The following is an 18,777-nucleotide window of genomic DNA, read 5'->3' on the forward strand; positions in this document are numbered from 1 at the left end:
AGCAAATATTTGAGATCAACCTATTTATAAATACATTTTGGATTCAACTATCCGTAATAGCATAGATAGGCAACATCACTGTTGCATATCACATCAAAAGAAGTATTTGCAACCACATCAAACTCCTCTCCCTCATTATATTCTTTTAAGTCGGCACCGACTAACTTTACTTCCATAGTACCAGAAACAATTACCATTTTCTCTGGTGATGAAGTAGAAAATGTATAAGCGCCTTTCTTCATAACACCTAGGGTAGCTTTTCCATTTGCGGTTTCTAATCCAAGGCTTTGAACTTTACCTTCGAAATAGACATTGTGTGCGATTGTTTCATTGATTGAATTACTCATGACTGTGGTTTGGTTGATTATAATTTATGTGCGACAAATATATCTAAATCATACTTTGTTTGTATGTCAACATTAACTAATTTCCATTGGGATTGGTAAAAAATCAATACTTTTTAGTTAAATCGTTTTTAGTATATTTGGCACCAAATGCAAGCCGTTCTACCGCTGGCCTGATTTAATTATCTTGAAAGAGGAAAGTCCGGGCAACACAGAGCATCTCGCTTCCTAACGGGAAGAGGTTCAGGAATGAATGCCTGAATTATGGAAAGTGCCACAGAAAATACACCGCCGATGGCTTTCGGGCACAGGTAAGGTTGAAAACGTGAGGTAAGAGCTCACGATCTTTCCGCGTAATCGGAAAGTTGGTAAACCCCGGGAGTTGAAAGACCAAATAGGCTAACGTATGTAGGGCTGCTCGTTCGATGTTAGTGGGTAGGTCGTTAGAGATAAATGGTAACATTTATATTAGATTAATGGTAGAATCTCATCTTTTTGAGAACAGAACCCGGCTTACAGGCTTGCATTTTATAATTTTATAATGGGTTATTGATAATATAAATTATCTTAGTAACCACACAAATAATGATTAGCATACCTATGGCAAAATTATTGATAATTGACGATGAAAGAGCAATAAGAAACACACTCCGTGAAATTTTAGAATACGAAAATTACGAAGTTGAAGATATTGATAATGGCATCGAAGGATTAGAGCTAATTAAGAAGAAAAAATTTGACCTTGTACTATGCGATATCAAAATGAATCGTATGGATGGCATGGAGGTATTAGAACAGGCTCTGGCTTATAGTCCTGATCTTCCCTTTATCATGATATCGGGTCATGGCACCGTAGAAACTGCTATTGAAGCCAGTAAAAAAGGTGCGTTTGACTTCATCTCTAAACCACCAGATTTAAACCGTTTACTGATTACTGTAAGAAATGCACTTGATCGGGGAACCTTGGTTACAGAAACTAAAGTTTTAAAGAGGAAGGCAAGCAAAACAAGAGATATTCTTGGCAGTTCTGAAAACATTAATAAGATAAAAGAAACTATTGAGCGTGTAGCTCCTACTGAAGCAAGGGTATTGATTACTGGTGCAAATGGTAGTGGTAAGGAATTGGTTGCACGTTGGTTACATGAAAAATCTCAGCGTGCTGAAAGTCCGCTTATTGAGGTAAACTGTGCTGCAATTCCTTCTGAATTAATTGAAAGTGAATTATTTGGACATGAGAAAGGTTCCTTTACTTCTGCTGTAAAACAACGTATCGGAAAGTTTGAACTAGCTAATGGCGGCACATTATTTTTGGATGAGATTGGTGACATGAGTTTATCTGCTCAGGCAAAAGTATTACGTGCTTTACAAGAGCATAAAATTACGCGTGTAGGTGGCGAAAAAGAGCAAGAAGTAAATGTTAGAGTATTAGCGGCTACGAATAAGGACTTGTTAAAAGAAATTGAAGCTGGTAATTTCCGTATGGACTTATACCACCGCTTAAATGTAATTAATATCCATGTTCCACATTTAACAGAACGTACTGAGGATATCCCCGAAATCGCTTTAAACTTCCTTGAAGAAATTTGCCGTGATTATGGTATGCCTGTTAAAAAGATTAGTGATGCTGCAATGTGTGCATTACAGGGTTTACCTTGGACAGGAAATGTAAGGGAATTACATAATATGATTGAACGTTTGATTATTTTAAGTGATAAAACGATTACGGAGAATGACGTAATATCTTTTGCTAATCCAGGAGGTGGCACTAATATAGGAGCAGCAATTTCAAATAATGGACATGCTGGAAGTAATTCTGGTAATGCAATTGATTATGAGAAATTCAATAATTTCCAGGATTATAAGGATCATGCTGAAAAAGAATTTATTAAATTTAAGCTGGAAAAAAACAACTGGAATGTCTCTAAGACCGCTGATGACATTGAAATTCAACGAAGCCATTTATATAGTAAAATAGAAAAATTCGGCTTGAAGAGAGCTGTAGAATAATAGAATAGAACTTAAAACAAAAAACGTCTCATAAATAAATTATGAGACGTTTTTTGTTTTAAGCATCAAACTTATCCAGTAGTTTGATTAGTGTTGCAAAATCCTTAGGATATGGTGCTTCAATTACAATTTCTTTGCCATCTATACCTTTAAAAACAACTTGTCTGGCATGTAATGCAAATCGCTTCAAAATAGGTTGTTCTTCTTCATCCTTAGATAAGCGATAGCCCTTTTTCAAGCTGGATAGAAATACTGGTTTACCTCTGTACATATCATCGCCAGCGATTGCTGCACGCTGAGTAGCAAGGTGGATTCTAATCTGGTGCATGCGTCCCGTAATAGGCTTACACTCCACCAAAGTATAATGTCTGTAATGTTTTATGGTATTAAAAATAGTTTCAGCACGTTTCCCCTCTTTGCGGTCTATCGTAACACTTTTATTCCCATCATTTAAAATAGGAAGGTCAATAAACAAATCCTTAAATGTAAACTGTCCATCAACCACAGCATGGTAAGTTTTATCAACTTTACGTCTTTCAAACTGCATGGACACTGAACGATATGCTTCGGGTGTTTTAGCAATAATAATTGCACCCGAAGTTTCTTTATCCAAACGATGACATACTTGCGCATCTGGAGAATACTGCCTGGCTAAACGAAGGATATTTACTTCACCTGAACCACCGCGTTCATCCAATGATGCTACAAATGGTGGTTTATTAACTACGATATAATCATCGTTTTCGAATAGTATAAGATCTTTAAAGGACGGATATTTCAATATGATAAAAATTTCTTAGCTGCAAAAGTACTAAGAAAGTTCGAATTTATAGCCCACTCCTTTAACAGTAGCCACATAAGTTTCGCCTAATTTTTCACGAAGTTTGCGAATATGTACATCAATTGTCCGGTTTGTAACCACTACGGAGTCTTCCCAGATATTCTTGAGAATTGACTCTCTTGTGTATACTTTACCTGGTTTAGAGGCAAGTAAATACAACAATTCAAATTCTTTTTTAGCTAAGACAACCTTTTGTCCACCTTGATAAACCAGATAAGCCTCCCTATCAATAACTAAATCACCAATTTCTACCTTATTATCTGAAACTTCATCTGCACTTGAATTTCTTCTTAATATTGCATTAATACGGCTTACTAATGCACGTGGCTTAATTGGTTTAGCGATATAATCATCGGCTCCAACATTAAAGCCAGCTATTTCAGAATACTCTTCACTACGGGCAGTAAGAAAAACCATAAATGTATTCTTAAACTCAGGAATAGCACGCATTAATCTACAGGCTTCTATTCCATCCATTTTAGGCATCATGATATCCAGAATGATTAAATCCGGATGCACCTTTTTCGCTATATTAATACCTTCAAGTCCATTACTTGCCAGGTAAACCTGATAGCCTTCCTTTTTAAGATTATACTCAATCAGCTCTAAAATATCAGGTTCATCATCTACAATAAGTATCTTCTGTTTTACGGTGCTCATAGTTTTAATTATTTGTTACGAAATTAGGCAATCAATTATAACATAGCGTTAAACCCAAGTTAACAAATTGTTAATAACTACAATGTATTAACATGAATTTAGGATTAGCGTAAAGTCTTGTTTAAAAATGCATCTAACTCCTCACCACGAAGATTCTTCGCAATAATCTTACCTGATGGATCTATAACAAAAGAGCTTGGAATAGCTTCAATAGAATATAAAACAGCAGTCGGGCTATCAAAATCCTTTAAATCTCCAGCCTGTGCCCATTCCAATTTATCTGCTACAACTGCATTTTTCCAAGCCACAGCATCTTTATCAAGAGAGATCCCAAGGATCGTGAAGTTTTTATCTTTATAAGTATGGTATGCTTTTACCACATTTGGATTTTCTTGTCTGCAAGGCATACACCATGATGCCCAGAAATCAAGCATAACATATTTACCTTTAAAATCAGATAGTTTAATAGGTTTCCCATCTATACTGTTAATTGTAAATTCAGGAGCTGGCTGTCCGATTTGAACAGACTTAAGTTTAGCCATTTTCACCAAAAATTCAGTAACAGCCTTATTTTCATTGAAATTACTTTTTATTTTATCTGAGTATTCTACCAATTCCTTTTCAAATTCAGAAGGATTCAGAAGATTAGCAGCATAAAAACCTGCCAATGAAGTTGTGTTTTCTTGAACAAATTTCAGGACAGCTTTATTCAAACCATCAATCTCCTGAGTATAAGACGGCTTCATCTTCTCCATAATCACATCTCTCTGATCAGGGTTTGCATTAACAGCTTCATCGAACTGACTTTGTATATCAGAAATTTTCGAGATATATTGATTTTTAACCTTATTCAATTCTCCCAGTTTATCTGCTTCAGTTGCTCCTGAAATATTGTATGCTAAAGTTTTATCAGTTAAATCAGCATTTATTTTAATTTGATCACCATTTTGTGCGATAATCATATATTCATTATTACCAGAGGCAATTCTAAAAAAATCTACTCCAGGAGTGCTGTGCTGAAACTTAAATTCACCCTTTTCAGAGAAAACGGTAGAATCTAATGGTAATACCTGGTCTTTTTGGATACCAAACAGATACACTTTACTACCGGCAGCAGCATTTTTAAATTGTCCTTCTATTACAAAATTATTCTTCTCTTTACATGCTGCAAAAGCTACACACAATAGCAATATATATCCTATTCTCTTTATCATATCTTCGTTATTTTAACCTTTCCTGTAACAATTCATTTATTTTCTGAGGATCAGCTTTACCTTTTGCCAATTTCATCACTTCACCTACAAACAGTCCTAACACCCCTTTTTTCCCTTTTTTATAGGCTTCTACCTGAGGTTGATATTTTTTAAGGACATCACTTACAAAGCCTGATAGTTCATCGTCATTTTCTTCAATCAACAAGTTCAGTTGTTTCGCTAAATCCAAAACATTATCTGCCGGTGCTTTAAATAGCTCAGGTAACAATTGTTGCAGTGCAATCTGCTGGCTAATTTTTTTATCATCAACCATATTGATCACATCAGCTAACTGTTCAGGTATCACTTTAAATTCAGCTATACCTATCTCCTGTTCATTCAACAATGCTCTGATTGACCCGGTAAGCCAGTTTACAAGGCTCTTTTTATTGTTTGCATAAGGAAGTGCATTATTAAAATATCCTAACAGATCATGGTCTTCAGATAACAACGTTGCCTCAGAAGTATTTACACCATAATCTGCAACCAGTTGTTTAGCTATTTCCTGAGGTAATGCAGGCATTTCAAATTTCATTTGTGCAAGCCACTCATCTGAAATATGCACTGGTGCTAAATCAGGATCAGGAAAATAGCGATAGTCATTTGCTTCTTCCTTACTTCGCATTGGAGCTGTAGTACCATGATCGGCATCAAAAGTCAGCGTACTCTGTACAATGCTTCCGCCTGCCAAAACCACTTCTTTCTGACGACCATATTCAAAATCAATAGCCCTGCGAACATTTCTGATACTATTCAGGTTTTTCACTTCACAGCGTGTACCAAATTCAAGTACACCGAATCTACGAATCGAAATATTGGCGTCACAACGTAAGCTACCTTCTTCCATATTTCCATCACTCACATCCAGATGGCGAACCAGTTTCCTGATCTCTGTTAATAATAATGATGCTTCTTCGGCACTTCTGATATCAGGTTCTGTAACAATCTCAATAAGTGGAACACCAGCTCTGTTCAGATCTACATAAGAAAACTTCTCGTCCTGATCATGTAAACTTTTACCAGCATCCTCTTCAAGGTGAATCCTGTTTATACCAATGCGTTTTTCTTCACCATTACTTAAGGTTAGATTGATAAATCCATTCTGACAGATAGGTTTGTTATCTTGTGTAATCTGATAGCCCTTTGGTAAATCAGCATAGAAATAATTCTTTCTATCGAAATAATTAAGCTGATTAATTGTGCAATTTAATGCTAAGCCCATTCTTACTGCTTTCGCAATTACCTCTTTGTTTAACTTTGGTAAGGCTCCAGGTAAGGCAACAGAAACAGTGGATATATGTTCGTTTGGCTTTGCACCAAAAGCCGCACTATCAGATGAGAATATTTTTGATTGTGTATTTAATTGTACGTGGATCTCTAAACCAGATACCAATTCGAATTCTGTTGGAGAAACTGCAGTTTTCGTACTCATTTATGGGCAGTATTTTTCTTAATTATTGATGTATTTACCATACAAACATAACTATTTATACTTTATAATAGAGGTAATGTAGTCATAATTATACCTCATATTTACATTCAAAAAATAAAGCATATTGAATGCAGAACTCAATATGCTTATTTTTCCAGTCTTCCCTATAACTTCCCAGGTAGTTTAGCCGGCATGGTATCATACACTAAATAATCCACAGTCACAAACTCGTAATCAGGATGTGGATTAGCAATTTCTATTTTCACGTTATGATTTCCTTTTGGTAACTGATAACGCCAAAAAAGATCAGTACGAGCATGATTTGCTCCTATTGGAAAGTTTGCTCGTTCTACTTCTTTGCCGTCTACATACAAAACTCCCTGCAACACATGATGAGCTGCATTAGCTTTCTTTTTACGAGCGTAACCCCTTATCACAAAACCGATTCCCCTCATATCAAACTCTAGTTTATCCTGAAATGCTTTAGCTAATGGTTCTCTCGCTATTGGGAAGTGTCCAGAAAAATTTTCTTCAAATCTAACTGCCACAGGTACCGAACTGAGAATAATCACCTGATCATTACTCACTTTTCCACCATTCTTTTGAATATTCATCAAAGCATGATTATACCCCATTTCGTATACCTTATTTAGTGAAATGTTAGTAAAACTGAAGTTTCTATGTTCGGCTTTTTTAAGTGGAACTATCCATTTCTGGGGTATTTTATCATAACCTAAAACAACACCAAGTATTCCCCCGGCACTGGATGGATTACAATCAGAATCCTGCCCTGTACGTGTTGCGATTTCAAGTGTTTTGGTAAAATCTCCATTACCATATAGTAATCCAATTACCACATATGCAGCGTTTACTTTTGCATCAATATTTAAAGGATGGAAAACCATACTTGAACAACCTATATCCTCAGCCCATTTTCTCTGTACTTCAAACCAAGTTTGTTTCCAATCGTTCGGATATAATTTATGCCATTTTATTACATCAGCAATACATTGATAGAACTTACTTTTTTGAGGAATAGACTTTAATGCTGTATTAACAATGTAAGAGATATCATCATTAACAAAGGCAAGGGCATACATGTTTGACATATATACACCACCATAATACCCATCTCCTGAATTCATGATATGACCAATTTTATCACTAATTGCAGAAGCTACGTTAGGCATTCCTGGGCTCATTAATCCAATAAAATCAGATTCAATCTGAAAATCGATATCATCTGCATGCGGGTTATGTAACCAATGCCCTGACTTACCTGCTGGTAATCCTTGCTGAATATTATAACGGCCAGCCTGATTAGCATGCCATAATTGATATTCAGAAGCAGCAAGTGCTTTTGCAAACGAGTCGGCCGGAGCATCTAGTCCTAAACGATCAAATACCTCAACAAAAGTCAGATCAACATATACATCATCATAAAGCCCTGGAAATACAGTCATCGCCTCGTTCACATAATCATCATGCCATTTAATAGCTTCATAATCCTGTATATAAGTTCCCTGATAAACAAACTCAGATGGCCAGCCGAGGGTTACGCCAATAGTTTGACCGGCCCAGCCACCTTTAATTTTATCTTTCAAAGCTGACTTGGAAAGTTTTATTTCTTTTGTCAGCATTTGCTGTGGCTTTTTTTGGGCAAAAGCAGGCCTGATCATACCAATTGCAACGATTGCGATTGGTACAACAAGAAACTTAAAATACTTCATACTAATACGGTTAAAGTTGTACTATTTGTCCTGTTTTAACAGATTCATCACAGGCAAACGCTATTTTCAAACTATTTATCGCATCATCTGTAGGATCTGTTAAATCGATATCTTCCAGAATTGCCTTTAAGAAATAGCTTTGCTCACGATTACATAATTCCTGATGGTCAGGTTCATCTTTTAAATCTACCCAGCTGTCTGCTCTGCTAAACTTATCATCAGCATTCAGGTCAGCATAATGAACTTTTATTGACTCGGTTTTAGTATGAGCATCAACATTATCAGATTGTCCTGAAGCTCCAGCTTCTTTAGCTACAATTGAAACAGATCCTTTAGGTCCGATTACATCCTTAACAAAAAAAGCGGTTTCGCTCATCATTGGCCCCCAGCCTGCCTCGTACCAACCTACAGAACCATCCTCAAAACGAATTTGAAGTTGTCCATAGTTATAATTATCAGCAGGAATATCATTCGTCAGCCTCGCTCCTATAGCACTAACTTGCACAGGCTTAGAACGTGTCATCTGACACATTACATCGATATAATGCACACCACAATCTACAATTGGGCTCAAGCTCTTCATCAGGTTACGGTGTACCGTCCATTTTGCGCCTTGACTTTGCTGATTTAAATTCATCCTCATCACCAGAGGCTTACCCATTTCAGTTGAAAGTTCTATAAATTTCTCCCAAGATGGATGGTAACGTAAAATATAACCAACAAGTAATTTCTTATTGTATTTTTTTGCGGCATCAGCAACACGTTGTGAGCCTTCAACGGAATCTGCAAGTGGTTTTTCAATAAAAACATGAGCGCCATTTTCCATTGCTTTAATAGCGAAAGGCTCATGTGTATCAGGATAACTAGAAATGCAAACTGCATCAGGTTTAGTTTCTGCCAGCGCATCATTATAATCACTAAATAATGGATAACTGCCACCTAGTTTTTCATTCAACAGTACTTTACTGTTGCCTGTTGATACTATACCACATATTTCAAATCCATCCATGTTATGATAGGCGGTAGCATGAGCTGCTCCCATATTTCCACATCCTACTACTAAAACACGTACGGGTTTAATCACTTCAGTCATATATTTTATAATTTAATTGGTTGAATCAGTTGATTTAAGTTTATCCTTAAAAAGGACAGCAAAAGTAAGCAAAACAAATCCTGCAATGCAGGCAGGTACAAGCCAAACTTGTTGCCATTGATAACTAGTTTCATCATCAATGGTGGTTGAATAACTTTCAGTAATAAAACCTGACACATAAGAACCAATCATCATACCTACCCCATAAGTAGCAAAAGTAATTAGTCCTTGTGCAGCGTTCTTTACTGCTGAACCTGCTTTAGCATCTGTATAAATTTGTCCGGTTACAAAGAAAAAGTCATAACAAATACCGTGTAAAATAATTCCGGCATAGAGCATCCACATATTCGGTCCAATATTTCCATAGGCAAAAAGCAAGTACCGTATTACCCACGCAAAAATACCTATAAGCAACATCTTTTTAACCCCCAATCTGCGGAACAGAAATGGGATAGCCAACATGAAAAAGAATTCAGAAGCTTGTCCTAATGTCATTTTCCCAGCCGTATTACTTACGCCAATATCATTTAAAAATGAATTGGTAAAGCTGTAATAAAACGACAATGGGATACAGATTGCAATGGAAGAGATAAAAAACACCAAAAAAGATCTGTTTTTGAATAAAACAAGAGCATCTAAACCTAGTATAGCTGTTAAACTATTTTCCTTGTTGGTTTTTGGAGGTGTATTGGGTAGAAAAAAGCTAAAAATCCCCAATAAAAGCGAAGAAAAAGCTGCTATACGAAAAGTAAACACAGAGTTTTCTAATCCAAAAAAGCTGATCATTAGGCCGGCAACAATCCACCCAACGGTACCAAAAACACGAATAGCAGGAAACTCCTTTCCAGGATCTTTAAGTTGACCAAACGAAATAGAATTCGAGAGTGCCATAGTTGGCATATACAAAAGTGTATACAACAGAATGAGCCACCAAAAGCTACCGAAATCCCCTAAAGTGCTAATGTAATAAAGAGTGATTGCACCCATTAAGTGTAATACTCCTAACACTTTTTGTGCAGCAAAAAATCTATCAGCAATTAACCCTACAAAAAATGGGGATATAATTGCGGCAATAGATAAATTAGCATACGAGGACCCAACCTGTATAGCATCTGCTTTGAAATTTGTGAACAGGTAAGTCCCCATGGTTACATACCATGCTCCCCAGATAAAATACTCCAGAAACATAAGAGAAGATAACCGCAATCTGATTGATTTTTGCATAAATTTGGTTTGGTTTGATTGATCTTATTCTCGGATTATTTGTTTGAAAAATAAATCCAGTCCAGGTTAAACATATTCCCTTTTAATCCCGGAGCGGTAAAAACAAAATATAAATTATGCATCCCCTTAGTAGCTGTAATCGGAGCTAAAAATTCTTTCCAAACGTTTTTTTGTTCTGGAGAACCAGCAGCAGGCACAGCCAGCGTACTCACCAAAGGTCCGTCTTTGCTTCCTAACCTAAGTTCTATATTTCCACCGGTACCGCTTTGCTGTATCCTATATTTAATACGCTTAATACCAGACAAGTCAACCCCATTAAAACTGATATATTTTTTATCTGTCAAATTGCTAATAAAAGCCATAAATTCAGTTGTCCGTGTTACTATCCGAACATTTCCACTATCAAAATCATCTGCCTGAACCATGGGATTACGCAATGAGATATTCGCTCTGCCATCTAAAGGTTCTATTCCGTTTGCTCCAAGATCGCGATAGCTGGCATTTAAAAGATAGCTTCCTTCAATACCTTTTCCTATATGATCTTTTAAAGGAATTGCATTTTTTAATGGTAATTTCTTAGGTTTTGCAGATAGAGAAAGGATATAATTAACCATCTCTTTGGCATCCTCCTTTGCCAGGGCAGGATGAGCAGACATAGCTCTTTCACCCCAACTACCACTTCCTCCTTCAATAATTTTTCCAGACAAAAATTTAACTGCATCCTTTTTACCAATATAACGAGCAGAAATAGCCAGGTAAGTAGGACCAACTGATTCTTTATCCATGGAATGACAGGCTTTACAATCAAGGTTCGCCAGCATTTGCGCACCTTTTAGGTAGCGATATGCACTTGGATCCTGATTTCCGGCCAAAATTACTGCTACATCTTTTCCCTGTGGAATATATCCAAATGAAACTTTTACCTTACGTGGATCTATTATCTTGTCTTCCTTATCATTAACCTTTATGTTATAATCAAGAATCTGGTTATCCCAATAAAAACTACGGTTAATAGATGTTTGAATAGTCACTTCTGGTGGTGTATTTCCAACATGAACTTTAGTTTTTGCGGTCCCCACGCTTCCCTTATCATCCTTAACCATCAATTCTACATTAAAAATTCCTGTCTTCTCAAAAGTATATTTAGCAGTAGCTCCCTCAACTGTTTTTCCATCAATTTTCCAGCTATAGCTCAACAGGTCATCCTTATCATAATCCTTAGATTTACTTCCAGATAATAATACAGTATGAGGTGCAGCACCGTAGGCTTTATCAACTTCTATCTCAGCTACGGGTCTTCTGTTTCCTTCCTGGTACTCTACACGAATTAGCCTTGCATTAGTATTTTTAGAAAACCAGTTTGTTCCATATTCCAACATATATATTGCACCATCTGGCGCAAACTGCATATCTGTAGGGGCAGAAAATTTAAGATGCTTTAAAAAAGGCTCCATACTTTTGTAATTACCATTTTCATCAAAAGAAACAGCCATTATCCAACCTCTTATCCACTCGTAAATGAATAGCTTACCATTGTAATATTCAGATAATTTATATGGAGCATTGGGAAACAAGTCGCTATAATAAACAGGCCCCGCAGCAGCTGTAGCGCCTCCACTACCTACCAGAGGGAAGTTCTTTGAAGGAATTTTACCATACCAAATCATAGCAGGTTGTGCTGCAGGAAGCTCTTTCTCCCCTGTATTGTTAGGGGAATTGTTAATCGGCTTGGCAGGGTCCTTTTTTTCACCCGCCTTTTTTGTTGCAAAATCATACTTCGGGAATGCCTGATTATTTCCAAGGAAATATGGCCAGCCGAAATAACCCGGCCCTTTGGCCTGATTAATCTCATCAAAGCTCATATATTCACCGCCTTCTCCAATAACCTTGGTATCCGGACCTACATCACCCCAATATACATAACCATTTTTATGGTCTATACTAAACCGATAAGGATTACGAGAGCCCATGGTATAAATTTCAGGAAGCCCCTTGGAACCGTCTTTCGGAAAAAGGTTGCCATCAGGAATTGAATAACTACCATCTTGTTCTGGTTTAATTCTCAGAATCTTTCCTCTCAGATCGTTAGTATTTGCTGATGTAGCCTGATCATCGGATAGTTCCCGTCCTGGTCGTTCATCAACCGGAGTATGACCTTCAGTTTCTTCTGCATTGGTATTATCACCTGTAGATAGATAAAGAATACCCTTAGCATCAAAGGCAAGATATCCTGCAGAATGGCAACAGTATTTACGTTGAGTAGGGATTTCTAATAAAACCTGTTCTGATTTAAGGTTAAGATTCTCACCTTTTAATTCAAATCTAGATAAGCGGCTGATTGCCTCTTCACCTGCAACAGCATAATAAAAATATACCCAATGATTATCAGCAAATTTAGGATCGATTACAACGCCTAACAATCCATCTTCAATACCACTAAAAACACCAATATTGGCAATTGTTTTTACTTCTTTAGATTCATTATTATACAACTTGACTCCACCTTTTCTTTCAATAAAAAGGATATTCAAATTTGGTAAGATTGCCATTTCCATTGGTTCATCAAGTCCCTCAGCTAGTACTATCCTGGTGTAGCGACTACTATCGGGCATTACCAGTGCCTTAATCTTCTTATCCTCTGATGGAGATGCTTTTATAATTGTATCAAGCAATCGACCTTCATTTTTTTTAGCGGAAATTTGAGTGACCTGCTCAACATTTGTTGACTGCCGCTTTATAGCACAAGAGGCTATAAAAATAACAACAGCAAATATTAATAAATATTTCAGTTTCATTTGTACTTAGTTGAATTTGTGTGTGTGCGTTTGTGTGTAAATTTTACAAGCTTCTAAACACTTGCCATAGCAATCGAAGCTCCATTACGTTTACGGCTCATGTCTGCAGCACGTATGAAAGTAAATATCTCCATAGTCTCGGCCTCTGAAACCGGTGGCTTTCCTGTTTCAAAGAACGATATGATCTCAGCAATTAAGGGAGCGTAAGAATTAAATGGACCTAAGGGAGCAATTCCTTTTTCACCAAAGGCAGTCCCAGCTATATTTGCTGCTCCTTGTCTGATTGCCCTAACACTACCAATACGCCCATCATTCCAAACACCTGTTATAAAATCTGCTCCATCTTTATGAATTCTGGTAACTGTTTTACAACCGGGGCCCATAACAGTAAATAACATTTCTATTCCATGAATAGCGTACCATGCCATATCCATATGATTAGGTTCTATCTCACCAGGTGTATAAACATCGGCGCCCAAGACCTTGCCAATAGAGCCCGCTTTTACTTTCATTACATTTGTATCATAACGCAATGCAGAAGAGCTAAAAATAGGTGCATTGTATTTTTTAGATGCAGCATATATTTTTTTTGCATCTTCAAATGTGGCTGCAATGGGTTTATCAATAAACATTCTTTTGCCGGCCTGCATTACTGGTAATGCTTGTTCATAATGCGGCCTGCCGTCAACAGTTTCAAGCAATACAACATCAACCTTTCTAATCAGTTCTTCTATAGAATCTACTAACTCCACTCCCATCCCCTTTACGGCCGCTGTAATCCCAGGCTTTGCTTTTAATGCCTGAGGAATATCTTTTGAACCTTGTGCATAGGCTGCTACAACTTTATAGCCTGCCATTTCAGGTCCACCATTATTGATAAGTTTTGTGAATACTTCGCTATGAGAAGTATCAAGGCCGATAACTCCGATTCGCTTATCAGGTGCAGAAAATGTGGAAACATCGAAAGCCTTGGCTGAATTAAAGAATCCAATACCTGCCCCTGCCAGCGCTGTAGTTTTAATAAAGGATCTACGATTAAAAGATTTCATATTATTAGTTTTTGTGTGTTTGCTTAAAGTTTGATAATTTTATTAATAATAACCTCGTTAAATTAAATATTTTTTTTTATTTAAGCACTAATTAACAAGTAAATAGGAAATTATACTGCAACTTTATCAATTATTATATTGAATTACTTCTTTGTTATATCCATCATTAAGGGTAAATGATCAGAAGCATAAGTTTCATCCCCCACACGATAATTTGAAACTTTAAACTTTTTAAATGCTTTCTTATTCAACATCAAATAATCAATAGTCTCCGTAGGCTTATCTGCCGGGAAAGTTGATTCGCAATCCACACAATTAAAAACCACCTCTTTTTCAAGTATATTAATTACCGGATTATTACGTCTCATATTTAAATCTGCGCCAAAAATCAATGGGTACTTTGAATTGTTTTTAATGATTTTGTTTAGCTCTTCTACCTGTAATTTTCGATCAATATCTGACAGATGATCCAGATGTGCAGACATAAAAACAGTTTCTTCTCCAAATATTTTAACACGTATCAGAGCTGCGGCACGGATTTCACCTTTAGAATCCTTGGTGAGAGGCAATCGGAAGCTTTCCCCCTTTATAATGGGAAAACGAGACAATACTGCTACGCCATAATCTCCTCCACTACGATCTACTGCTTTAGCGAAATGGTAATACATACCTGTCTTTTCAGCTAGTTCTTTTCCCTGGTTTGAATGCTTCCCTGAACGTTCTGTATAAACATCTACCTCCTGTAATGCGACTAAATCGGGCTTCATTCTATTGATTGCATTCGCAACTGCCTGCAAATCCGTAAAACCCCAGCCTTTAGAAGGTGGACTAGCAATACGAATATTATAACTCATCACCTTAATGGATTTATTTACTTGGACTTTTTCGGTTGAATTTTGTGCTGAACTGGTTAAACTAAAAAAAGTTAATACAGCACAAATGAAGTATCTATAGTTAAAAGATTTCATATTTTTTATTTACTCTATTATCATTTTGGTTTGGTTGGCTAATTCTAATGCAGGATAACCTTTAAAAAGCCATAATTCAGGAGTGTCTTTAAGGTTGCGAACCATTATTTCAAACTTTCCAACTGGCAGTTTAATAGCCTCAAGGATCACCATATTCCCATCAACTCTGATATTTTCAATATTCAATGAGATTAATTTTCCATCCTTACGAAACTGGTAATTACTTTTTCCTGCTGCTGAGTTGGCATCTATTCTTTTACTGAAAGAAAGAATGATATTATCAGTCCCTTTTCTTATTGCTTTCTTCAAGACTGGTGGTTCTGTATACATATATCCACCAATATGATATTCATAAAAAGTAGTGGCACTGAACCCATGCTTAAAGGCAGCTTTTTCACAATCAGCTACCCAATTCCCAGATTTAATCATTTCTTTACCAGAACCAATATCTCCTTGCAGGCCGATCTTTACATCAGGAGCGATCTCCTTTATTTCGTCTACAAAGCTTTTGTAATGTTTCATGTAATCTGGCGGCAATTGTGTTGAAGACTTTACCCAGTCTGGCCAGTGTGTTTGGATAAAATGTATATCCGGTTTAACCAATTTCACCATTGCAGCCCCATCCAAACCTTGATATTCGCGAAGCAAGCTAACAGAATTTTTGCCTGCATCAATACCTAGACTCCAAGTAGCTACTAATGCATCTGGTCTTACCTCACGTATACCTCCAGTACCATTCACTACTTCATTTAGATATTCATTTACTGCATTTACTCTGCAATCCATCCATTTTTTATAAATTTCTGGATTCTTTTTATAGTAATTAGCTGCTTCAGGATTATTAAATTCAGGCATATCCAACCCATACTCACTTTTAAATGCTAACTGAGCATTAGGCCCCACATCTCCATAGGTACCTTTTTTAATAGCATCCCATTCAGGAAAATAAGGTTCTGTAAGCTCTACTCCATCAAAAGGATAAGTAACCATCAAACGGGCAAGACTCTCTTTTTTCCATTTCACAAACGATTTATTAAATGGCGACAAAAAGATATAGCCATTTTTGCCATTTACAGAATTATTCAATTCCATCTTCCAGGAAGGCCAATCTGTAGGATAACCATTGGTTTCATAAGTCACACTACCTGAAGCTTGTAACCATACTTTCATTCCCCTTTTATGGAAAGCTTGGATCAAACCTGCATTTACATTTGATTCATTTAGCACGAGATAACGAACTGTTTTATAACCCGCTAACACTATCTCATCTGCAATACTTTCATTACTCCGGTTTTTATAGTAAGCAAAATTAGCATCAACTTGTATTGACAATCCACTTAAAGTATCATTTAGTTGCTTTTCAACGTCAATTTCAGCTTTAGGTTTCGGAACGTATTCCGCTTTACAGCCTAAAGCCATGAACACAAACAATAGACTGCTAATAAAAAAATTAATCATATTTAAATATTGATAATTTATAAAGTAAGTTGAATAGTTACATATGGAGTGTAAAATAGATCTAAAGCTTTCAACTCAGGTTCAAACACCGTTCTGTACATAAATGATCCATTAACTGGCATATCAACTAAGCGTATTGAAGATTGCTTCTTATCTACTACTACAATTTTTTTTAGCTCTCCTCTGGTATCCAAATATTGAAGATCTACTTGTTTTACGGCTGTATCTGCAGGCATCCATTCCACATCCACATCATTTCCAGTTCTTTTAATTGAGCGATATGCCCTGGTTAGCATTGAGGACTGAAATCTTTCTCCATAAACTCTTCCTGATTTGGTCGATTTTACAGAGGAGTTACCCATTTTATCAAACAAGTAAATGTCAAAAAAATACGTTCCCTCTGCCATATTTGTCAACATAACTTTTACAAGATCTACCTCTGCAGTCTTTGTTACTGAATTTTCTATTGAGTCCCTACCATTGTTCCAAAACATTTTATATCTCGACACTTTTGGATCTGACAATAATAACCAGGTAACTTCCACCCGATTATTTCCTCCATGAATTTTGATAGAATCCGCTTTAGCAATATATACTGTCTCACCTTTCTCAATAAATTGTCTATAGCTATCATCCATCTTTTTACATGCCGAAAAATATATAGTAGAAAAAACAACCAGAAACAATAGTGAAATCGTCTTAATTTTTATGTTCATTTTAGTAAATATTAATATCTATTATTATTGTTCTTGTCCCCACATCGTCAATTCAGAAATCATCACATTAGTATTACCAGCCCAAGTTTTAAGCGTTTTAAAACGAATATATCGGTATGGTGAAGTAGCCAATGGAAAGACAAAGTTCTCCCCCTCTTTGGCTACAGCTATATCTTCGTTACTAAGGGTTCCTAAAGCAGCACCAGATGGTTTTATAGATTCAAAACCTGAAAGCAAAGTCCAACTGTCCCAACTTCCATCTGTGGCTGGTGCATTACTACCATAAATTTCAAATATCTTAGGCGCACCACTTGCAAACATCCAGGCATTAGCGTGAGATAGCTGATTCACTTTAATACGGCTAAACTTATATCTTTTTCCCAAGTCTATTGTAAACCAATTAGGTAACACAACATTTGCTCCTGGCTTTTGATAGAAAATTTTGGCAGTCCCTCCATCCCACAGGTTATTGATTGCCCATGTATCAAATTCTGGGACATAAGTATCTGAAAGTAGTGGATGGTGCTTCCATAAACCTTTATTTAAGGTTTCTTCGAAAAGCGGTGTCATTTTTACACTCAATCTTTCTGATTGATTTTTCCATTTGTCTACAAGAAAAAATGCAAATTCAGTTGGCTTAGCCGGTAATCCTCTAACTGCATATTCTTTCTCTTTTGCATTGGTGTAAAGTCTATCGTATGTTATCCACTCTCCACTTTCATTTTTGTACTGTGTGTGCACAACAAATTCTTTTTGTAATTCATTAAGAAGCTGAAGACTAACCCCACCAAAAGTCTCCGCTACTTTCAGTGTCGCAAAGGTGGTATGAACTGGTGCAATTAAAGCCTTAACCTTTACAGTTACTGGTTCAGACCTATTCTCTGAACGGTTAACAGCATATAAAATGATCTCATGTTCATCCGTATCCGCAAATCCTTCCAACAAGATGTTATTTGAATAAATACTCGACTTTACCATTCGTTTTTCTCCACCGTTAGTTGAAAACTCGGCAAGTACATATAGTAAGTCCGAATCATCTGGTAAAGTATAGGTTACTTTAACCTCACCATGTCCATTTTCTACCTTAACATTCGTTATGACACCTGGCTTATTGCCATTTTTAACAAGTGGTTCGATTTCTTTTTCCTTGCATCCATAAATAAAGAGGCAAAAGACAAGGAATATTTTCAATAATAATTTCATAATT

15 protein-coding genes and 1 other RNA gene are annotated in these 18,777 nt (G+C 36.4%); 2 read left to right on the forward strand and 14 right to left on the reverse strand.

What is annotated here, in order from left to right; genetic code table 11:
- Positions 1 to 47 precede the first annotated feature (47 nt).
- On the reverse strand, positions 48 to 347 hold the full coding sequence (locus WC623_RS13060; RefSeq protein ID WP_372851703.1) for a pyrimidine/purine nucleoside phosphorylase: 300 nt from the start codon (positions 345 to 347) through the stop codon (positions 48 to 50).
- 146 nt (positions 348 to 493) lie between these two features.
- Between WC623_RS13060 and rnpB the strand changes: the two genes are divergently transcribed.
- Positions 494 to 876: RNase P RNA component class A (rnpB, locus tag WC623_RS13065), an RNA gene on the forward strand.
- Between the two features lie 68 nt (positions 877 to 944).
- Complete coding sequence (locus WC623_RS13070) at positions 945 to 2,351, forward strand: sigma-54-dependent transcriptional regulator (RefSeq protein ID WP_372851705.1); 1,407 nt, start codon at positions 945 to 947, stop codon at positions 2,349 to 2,351.
- Between the two features lie 58 nt (positions 2,352 to 2,409).
- On the opposite strand, the gene WC623_RS13075 is transcribed toward WC623_RS13070, so the two are convergent.
- The 13 genes from WC623_RS13075 to WC623_RS13135 form a co-directional block, all read right to left on the reverse strand.
- Entirely contained in the window at positions 2,410 to 3,132 is a 723-nt protein-coding gene (locus WC623_RS13075) for an RluA family pseudouridine synthase (protein ID WP_372851707.1), read from the reverse strand.
- A gap of 30 nt (positions 3,133 to 3,162) precedes the next feature.
- Positions 3,163 to 3,852, reverse strand: a complete 690-nt coding sequence (locus tag WC623_RS13080) for a response regulator transcription factor (RefSeq protein WP_372851709.1) — start codon at positions 3,850 to 3,852, stop codon at positions 3,163 to 3,165.
- 104 nt (positions 3,853 to 3,956) lie between these two features.
- Complete coding sequence (locus tag WC623_RS13085; RefSeq protein WP_372851711.1) at positions 3,957 to 5,066, reverse strand: redoxin domain-containing protein; 1,110 nt, start codon at positions 5,064 to 5,066, stop codon at positions 3,957 to 3,959.
- Between the two features lie 7 nt (positions 5,067 to 5,073).
- Positions 5,074 to 6,537 carry an Asp-tRNA(Asn)/Glu-tRNA(Gln) amidotransferase subunit GatB gene (gatB, locus tag WC623_RS13090; RefSeq protein WP_372851713.1) on the reverse strand — a complete coding sequence of 488 codons (1,464 nt, stop codon included), beginning with the start codon at positions 6,535 to 6,537 and terminating at the stop codon, positions 5,074 to 5,076.
- A 164-nt stretch (positions 6,538 to 6,701) separates the two neighbouring features.
- Positions 6,702 to 8,267: an ADP-ribosylglycohydrolase family protein gene (locus WC623_RS13095; RefSeq protein WP_372851715.1), complete on the reverse strand. Its 1,566-nt coding sequence runs from the start codon at positions 8,265 to 8,267 to the stop codon at positions 6,702 to 6,704.
- 10 nt (positions 8,268 to 8,277) lie between these two features.
- On the reverse strand, positions 8,278 to 9,360 hold the full coding sequence (locus WC623_RS13100) for a Gfo/Idh/MocA family protein (RefSeq protein ID WP_372851717.1): 1,083 nt from the start codon (positions 9,358 to 9,360) through the stop codon (positions 8,278 to 8,280).
- 12 nt (positions 9,361 to 9,372) lie between these two features.
- Positions 9,373 to 10,584, reverse strand: coding sequence for a nucleoside permease (locus WC623_RS13105; protein ID WP_372851719.1), 1,212 nt, complete (start codon positions 10,582 to 10,584; stop codon positions 9,373 to 9,375).
- Positions 10,585 to 10,619: 35 nt separating this feature from the next.
- Complete coding sequence (locus tag WC623_RS13110) at positions 10,620 to 13,379, reverse strand: PQQ-dependent sugar dehydrogenase (protein ID WP_372851721.1); 2,760 nt, start codon at positions 13,377 to 13,379, stop codon at positions 10,620 to 10,622.
- A 53-nt stretch (positions 13,380 to 13,432) separates the two neighbouring features.
- Positions 13,433 to 14,428 carry a Gfo/Idh/MocA family protein gene (locus WC623_RS13115; protein WP_372851723.1) on the reverse strand — a complete coding sequence of 332 codons (996 nt, stop codon included), beginning with the start codon at positions 14,426 to 14,428 and terminating at the stop codon, positions 13,433 to 13,435.
- Between the two features lie 143 nt (positions 14,429 to 14,571).
- A complete protein-coding gene (locus tag WC623_RS13120; protein ID WP_372851725.1) occupies positions 14,572 to 15,396 on the reverse strand; it encodes an endonuclease/exonuclease/phosphatase family protein in 825 nt (274 codons plus the stop codon).
- Positions 15,397 to 15,405: 9 nt separating this feature from the next.
- The gene (locus WC623_RS13125) at positions 15,406 to 16,854 is read right to left on the reverse strand and encodes a hypothetical protein (protein WP_372851727.1); all 1,449 of its coding nucleotides are present in this window, start codon (positions 16,852 to 16,854) and stop codon (positions 15,406 to 15,408) included.
- Positions 16,855 to 16,871: 17 nt separating this feature from the next.
- Positions 16,872 to 17,570 (reverse strand): DUF4998 domain-containing protein, encoded by a 699-nt coding sequence (locus WC623_RS13130; RefSeq protein ID WP_372851729.1) that lies wholly within the window; start codon positions 17,568 to 17,570, stop codon positions 16,872 to 16,874.
- Positions 17,571 to 17,594: 24 nt separating this feature from the next.
- Entirely contained in the window at positions 17,595 to 18,773 is a 1,179-nt protein-coding gene (locus WC623_RS13135) for a DUF5000 domain-containing lipoprotein (RefSeq protein ID WP_372851731.1), read from the reverse strand.
- Positions 18,774 to 18,777: the final 4 nt, after the last annotated feature.

Source organism: Pedobacter sp. (assembly GCF_041645105.1).
Classification (GTDB): Bacteria; Bacteroidota; Bacteroidia; order Sphingobacteriales; family Sphingobacteriaceae; genus Pedobacter.

Bases quoted from the DNA above. Each gene is read 5' to 3' on its own strand.
- WC623_RS13105 (WP_372851719.1), bottom strand. From the start codon at position 10,584: ATGCAAAAATCAATCAGATTGCGGTTATCTTCTCTTATGTTTCTGGAG.
- WC623_RS13070 (WP_372851705.1), top strand. From the start codon at position 945: ATGGCAAAATTATTGATAATTGACGATGAAAGAGCAATAAGAAACACA.
- WC623_RS13060 (WP_372851703.1), bottom strand. From the start codon at position 347: ATGAGTAATTCAATCAATGAAACAATCGCACACAATGTCTATTTCGAA.
- gatB (WP_372851713.1), bottom strand. From the start codon at position 6,537: ATGAGTACGAAAACTGCAGTTTCTCCAACAGAATTCGAATTGGTATCT.
- WC623_RS13120 (WP_372851725.1), bottom strand. From the start codon at position 15,396: ATGAAATCTTTTAACTATAGATACTTCATTTGTGCTGTATTAACTTTT.
- WC623_RS13100 (WP_372851717.1), bottom strand. From the start codon at position 9,360: ATGACTGAAGTGATTAAACCCGTACGTGTTTTAGTAGTAGGATGTGGA.
- WC623_RS13130 (WP_372851729.1), bottom strand. From the start codon at position 17,570: ATGAACATAAAAATTAAGACGATTTCACTATTGTTTCTGGTTGTTTTT.
- WC623_RS13115 (WP_372851723.1), bottom strand. From the start codon at position 14,428: ATGAAATCTTTTAATCGTAGATCCTTTATTAAAACTACAGCGCTGGCA.
- WC623_RS13125 (WP_372851727.1), bottom strand. From the start codon at position 16,854: ATGATTAATTTTTTTATTAGCAGTCTATTGTTTGTGTTCATGGCTTTA.
- WC623_RS13110 (WP_372851721.1), bottom strand. From the start codon at position 13,379: ATGAAACTGAAATATTTATTAATATTTGCTGTTGTTATTTTTATAGCC.
- WC623_RS13095 (WP_372851715.1), bottom strand. From the start codon at position 8,267: ATGAAGTATTTTAAGTTTCTTGTTGTACCAATCGCAATCGTTGCAATT.
- WC623_RS13135 (WP_372851731.1), bottom strand. From the start codon at position 18,773: ATGAAATTATTATTGAAAATATTCCTTGTCTTTTGCCTCTTTATTTAT.
- WC623_RS13080 (WP_372851709.1), bottom strand. From the start codon at position 3,852: ATGAGCACCGTAAAACAGAAGATACTTATTGTAGATGATGAACCTGAT.
- WC623_RS13085 (WP_372851711.1), bottom strand. From the start codon at position 5,066: ATGATAAAGAGAATAGGATATATATTGCTATTGTGTGTAGCTTTTGCA.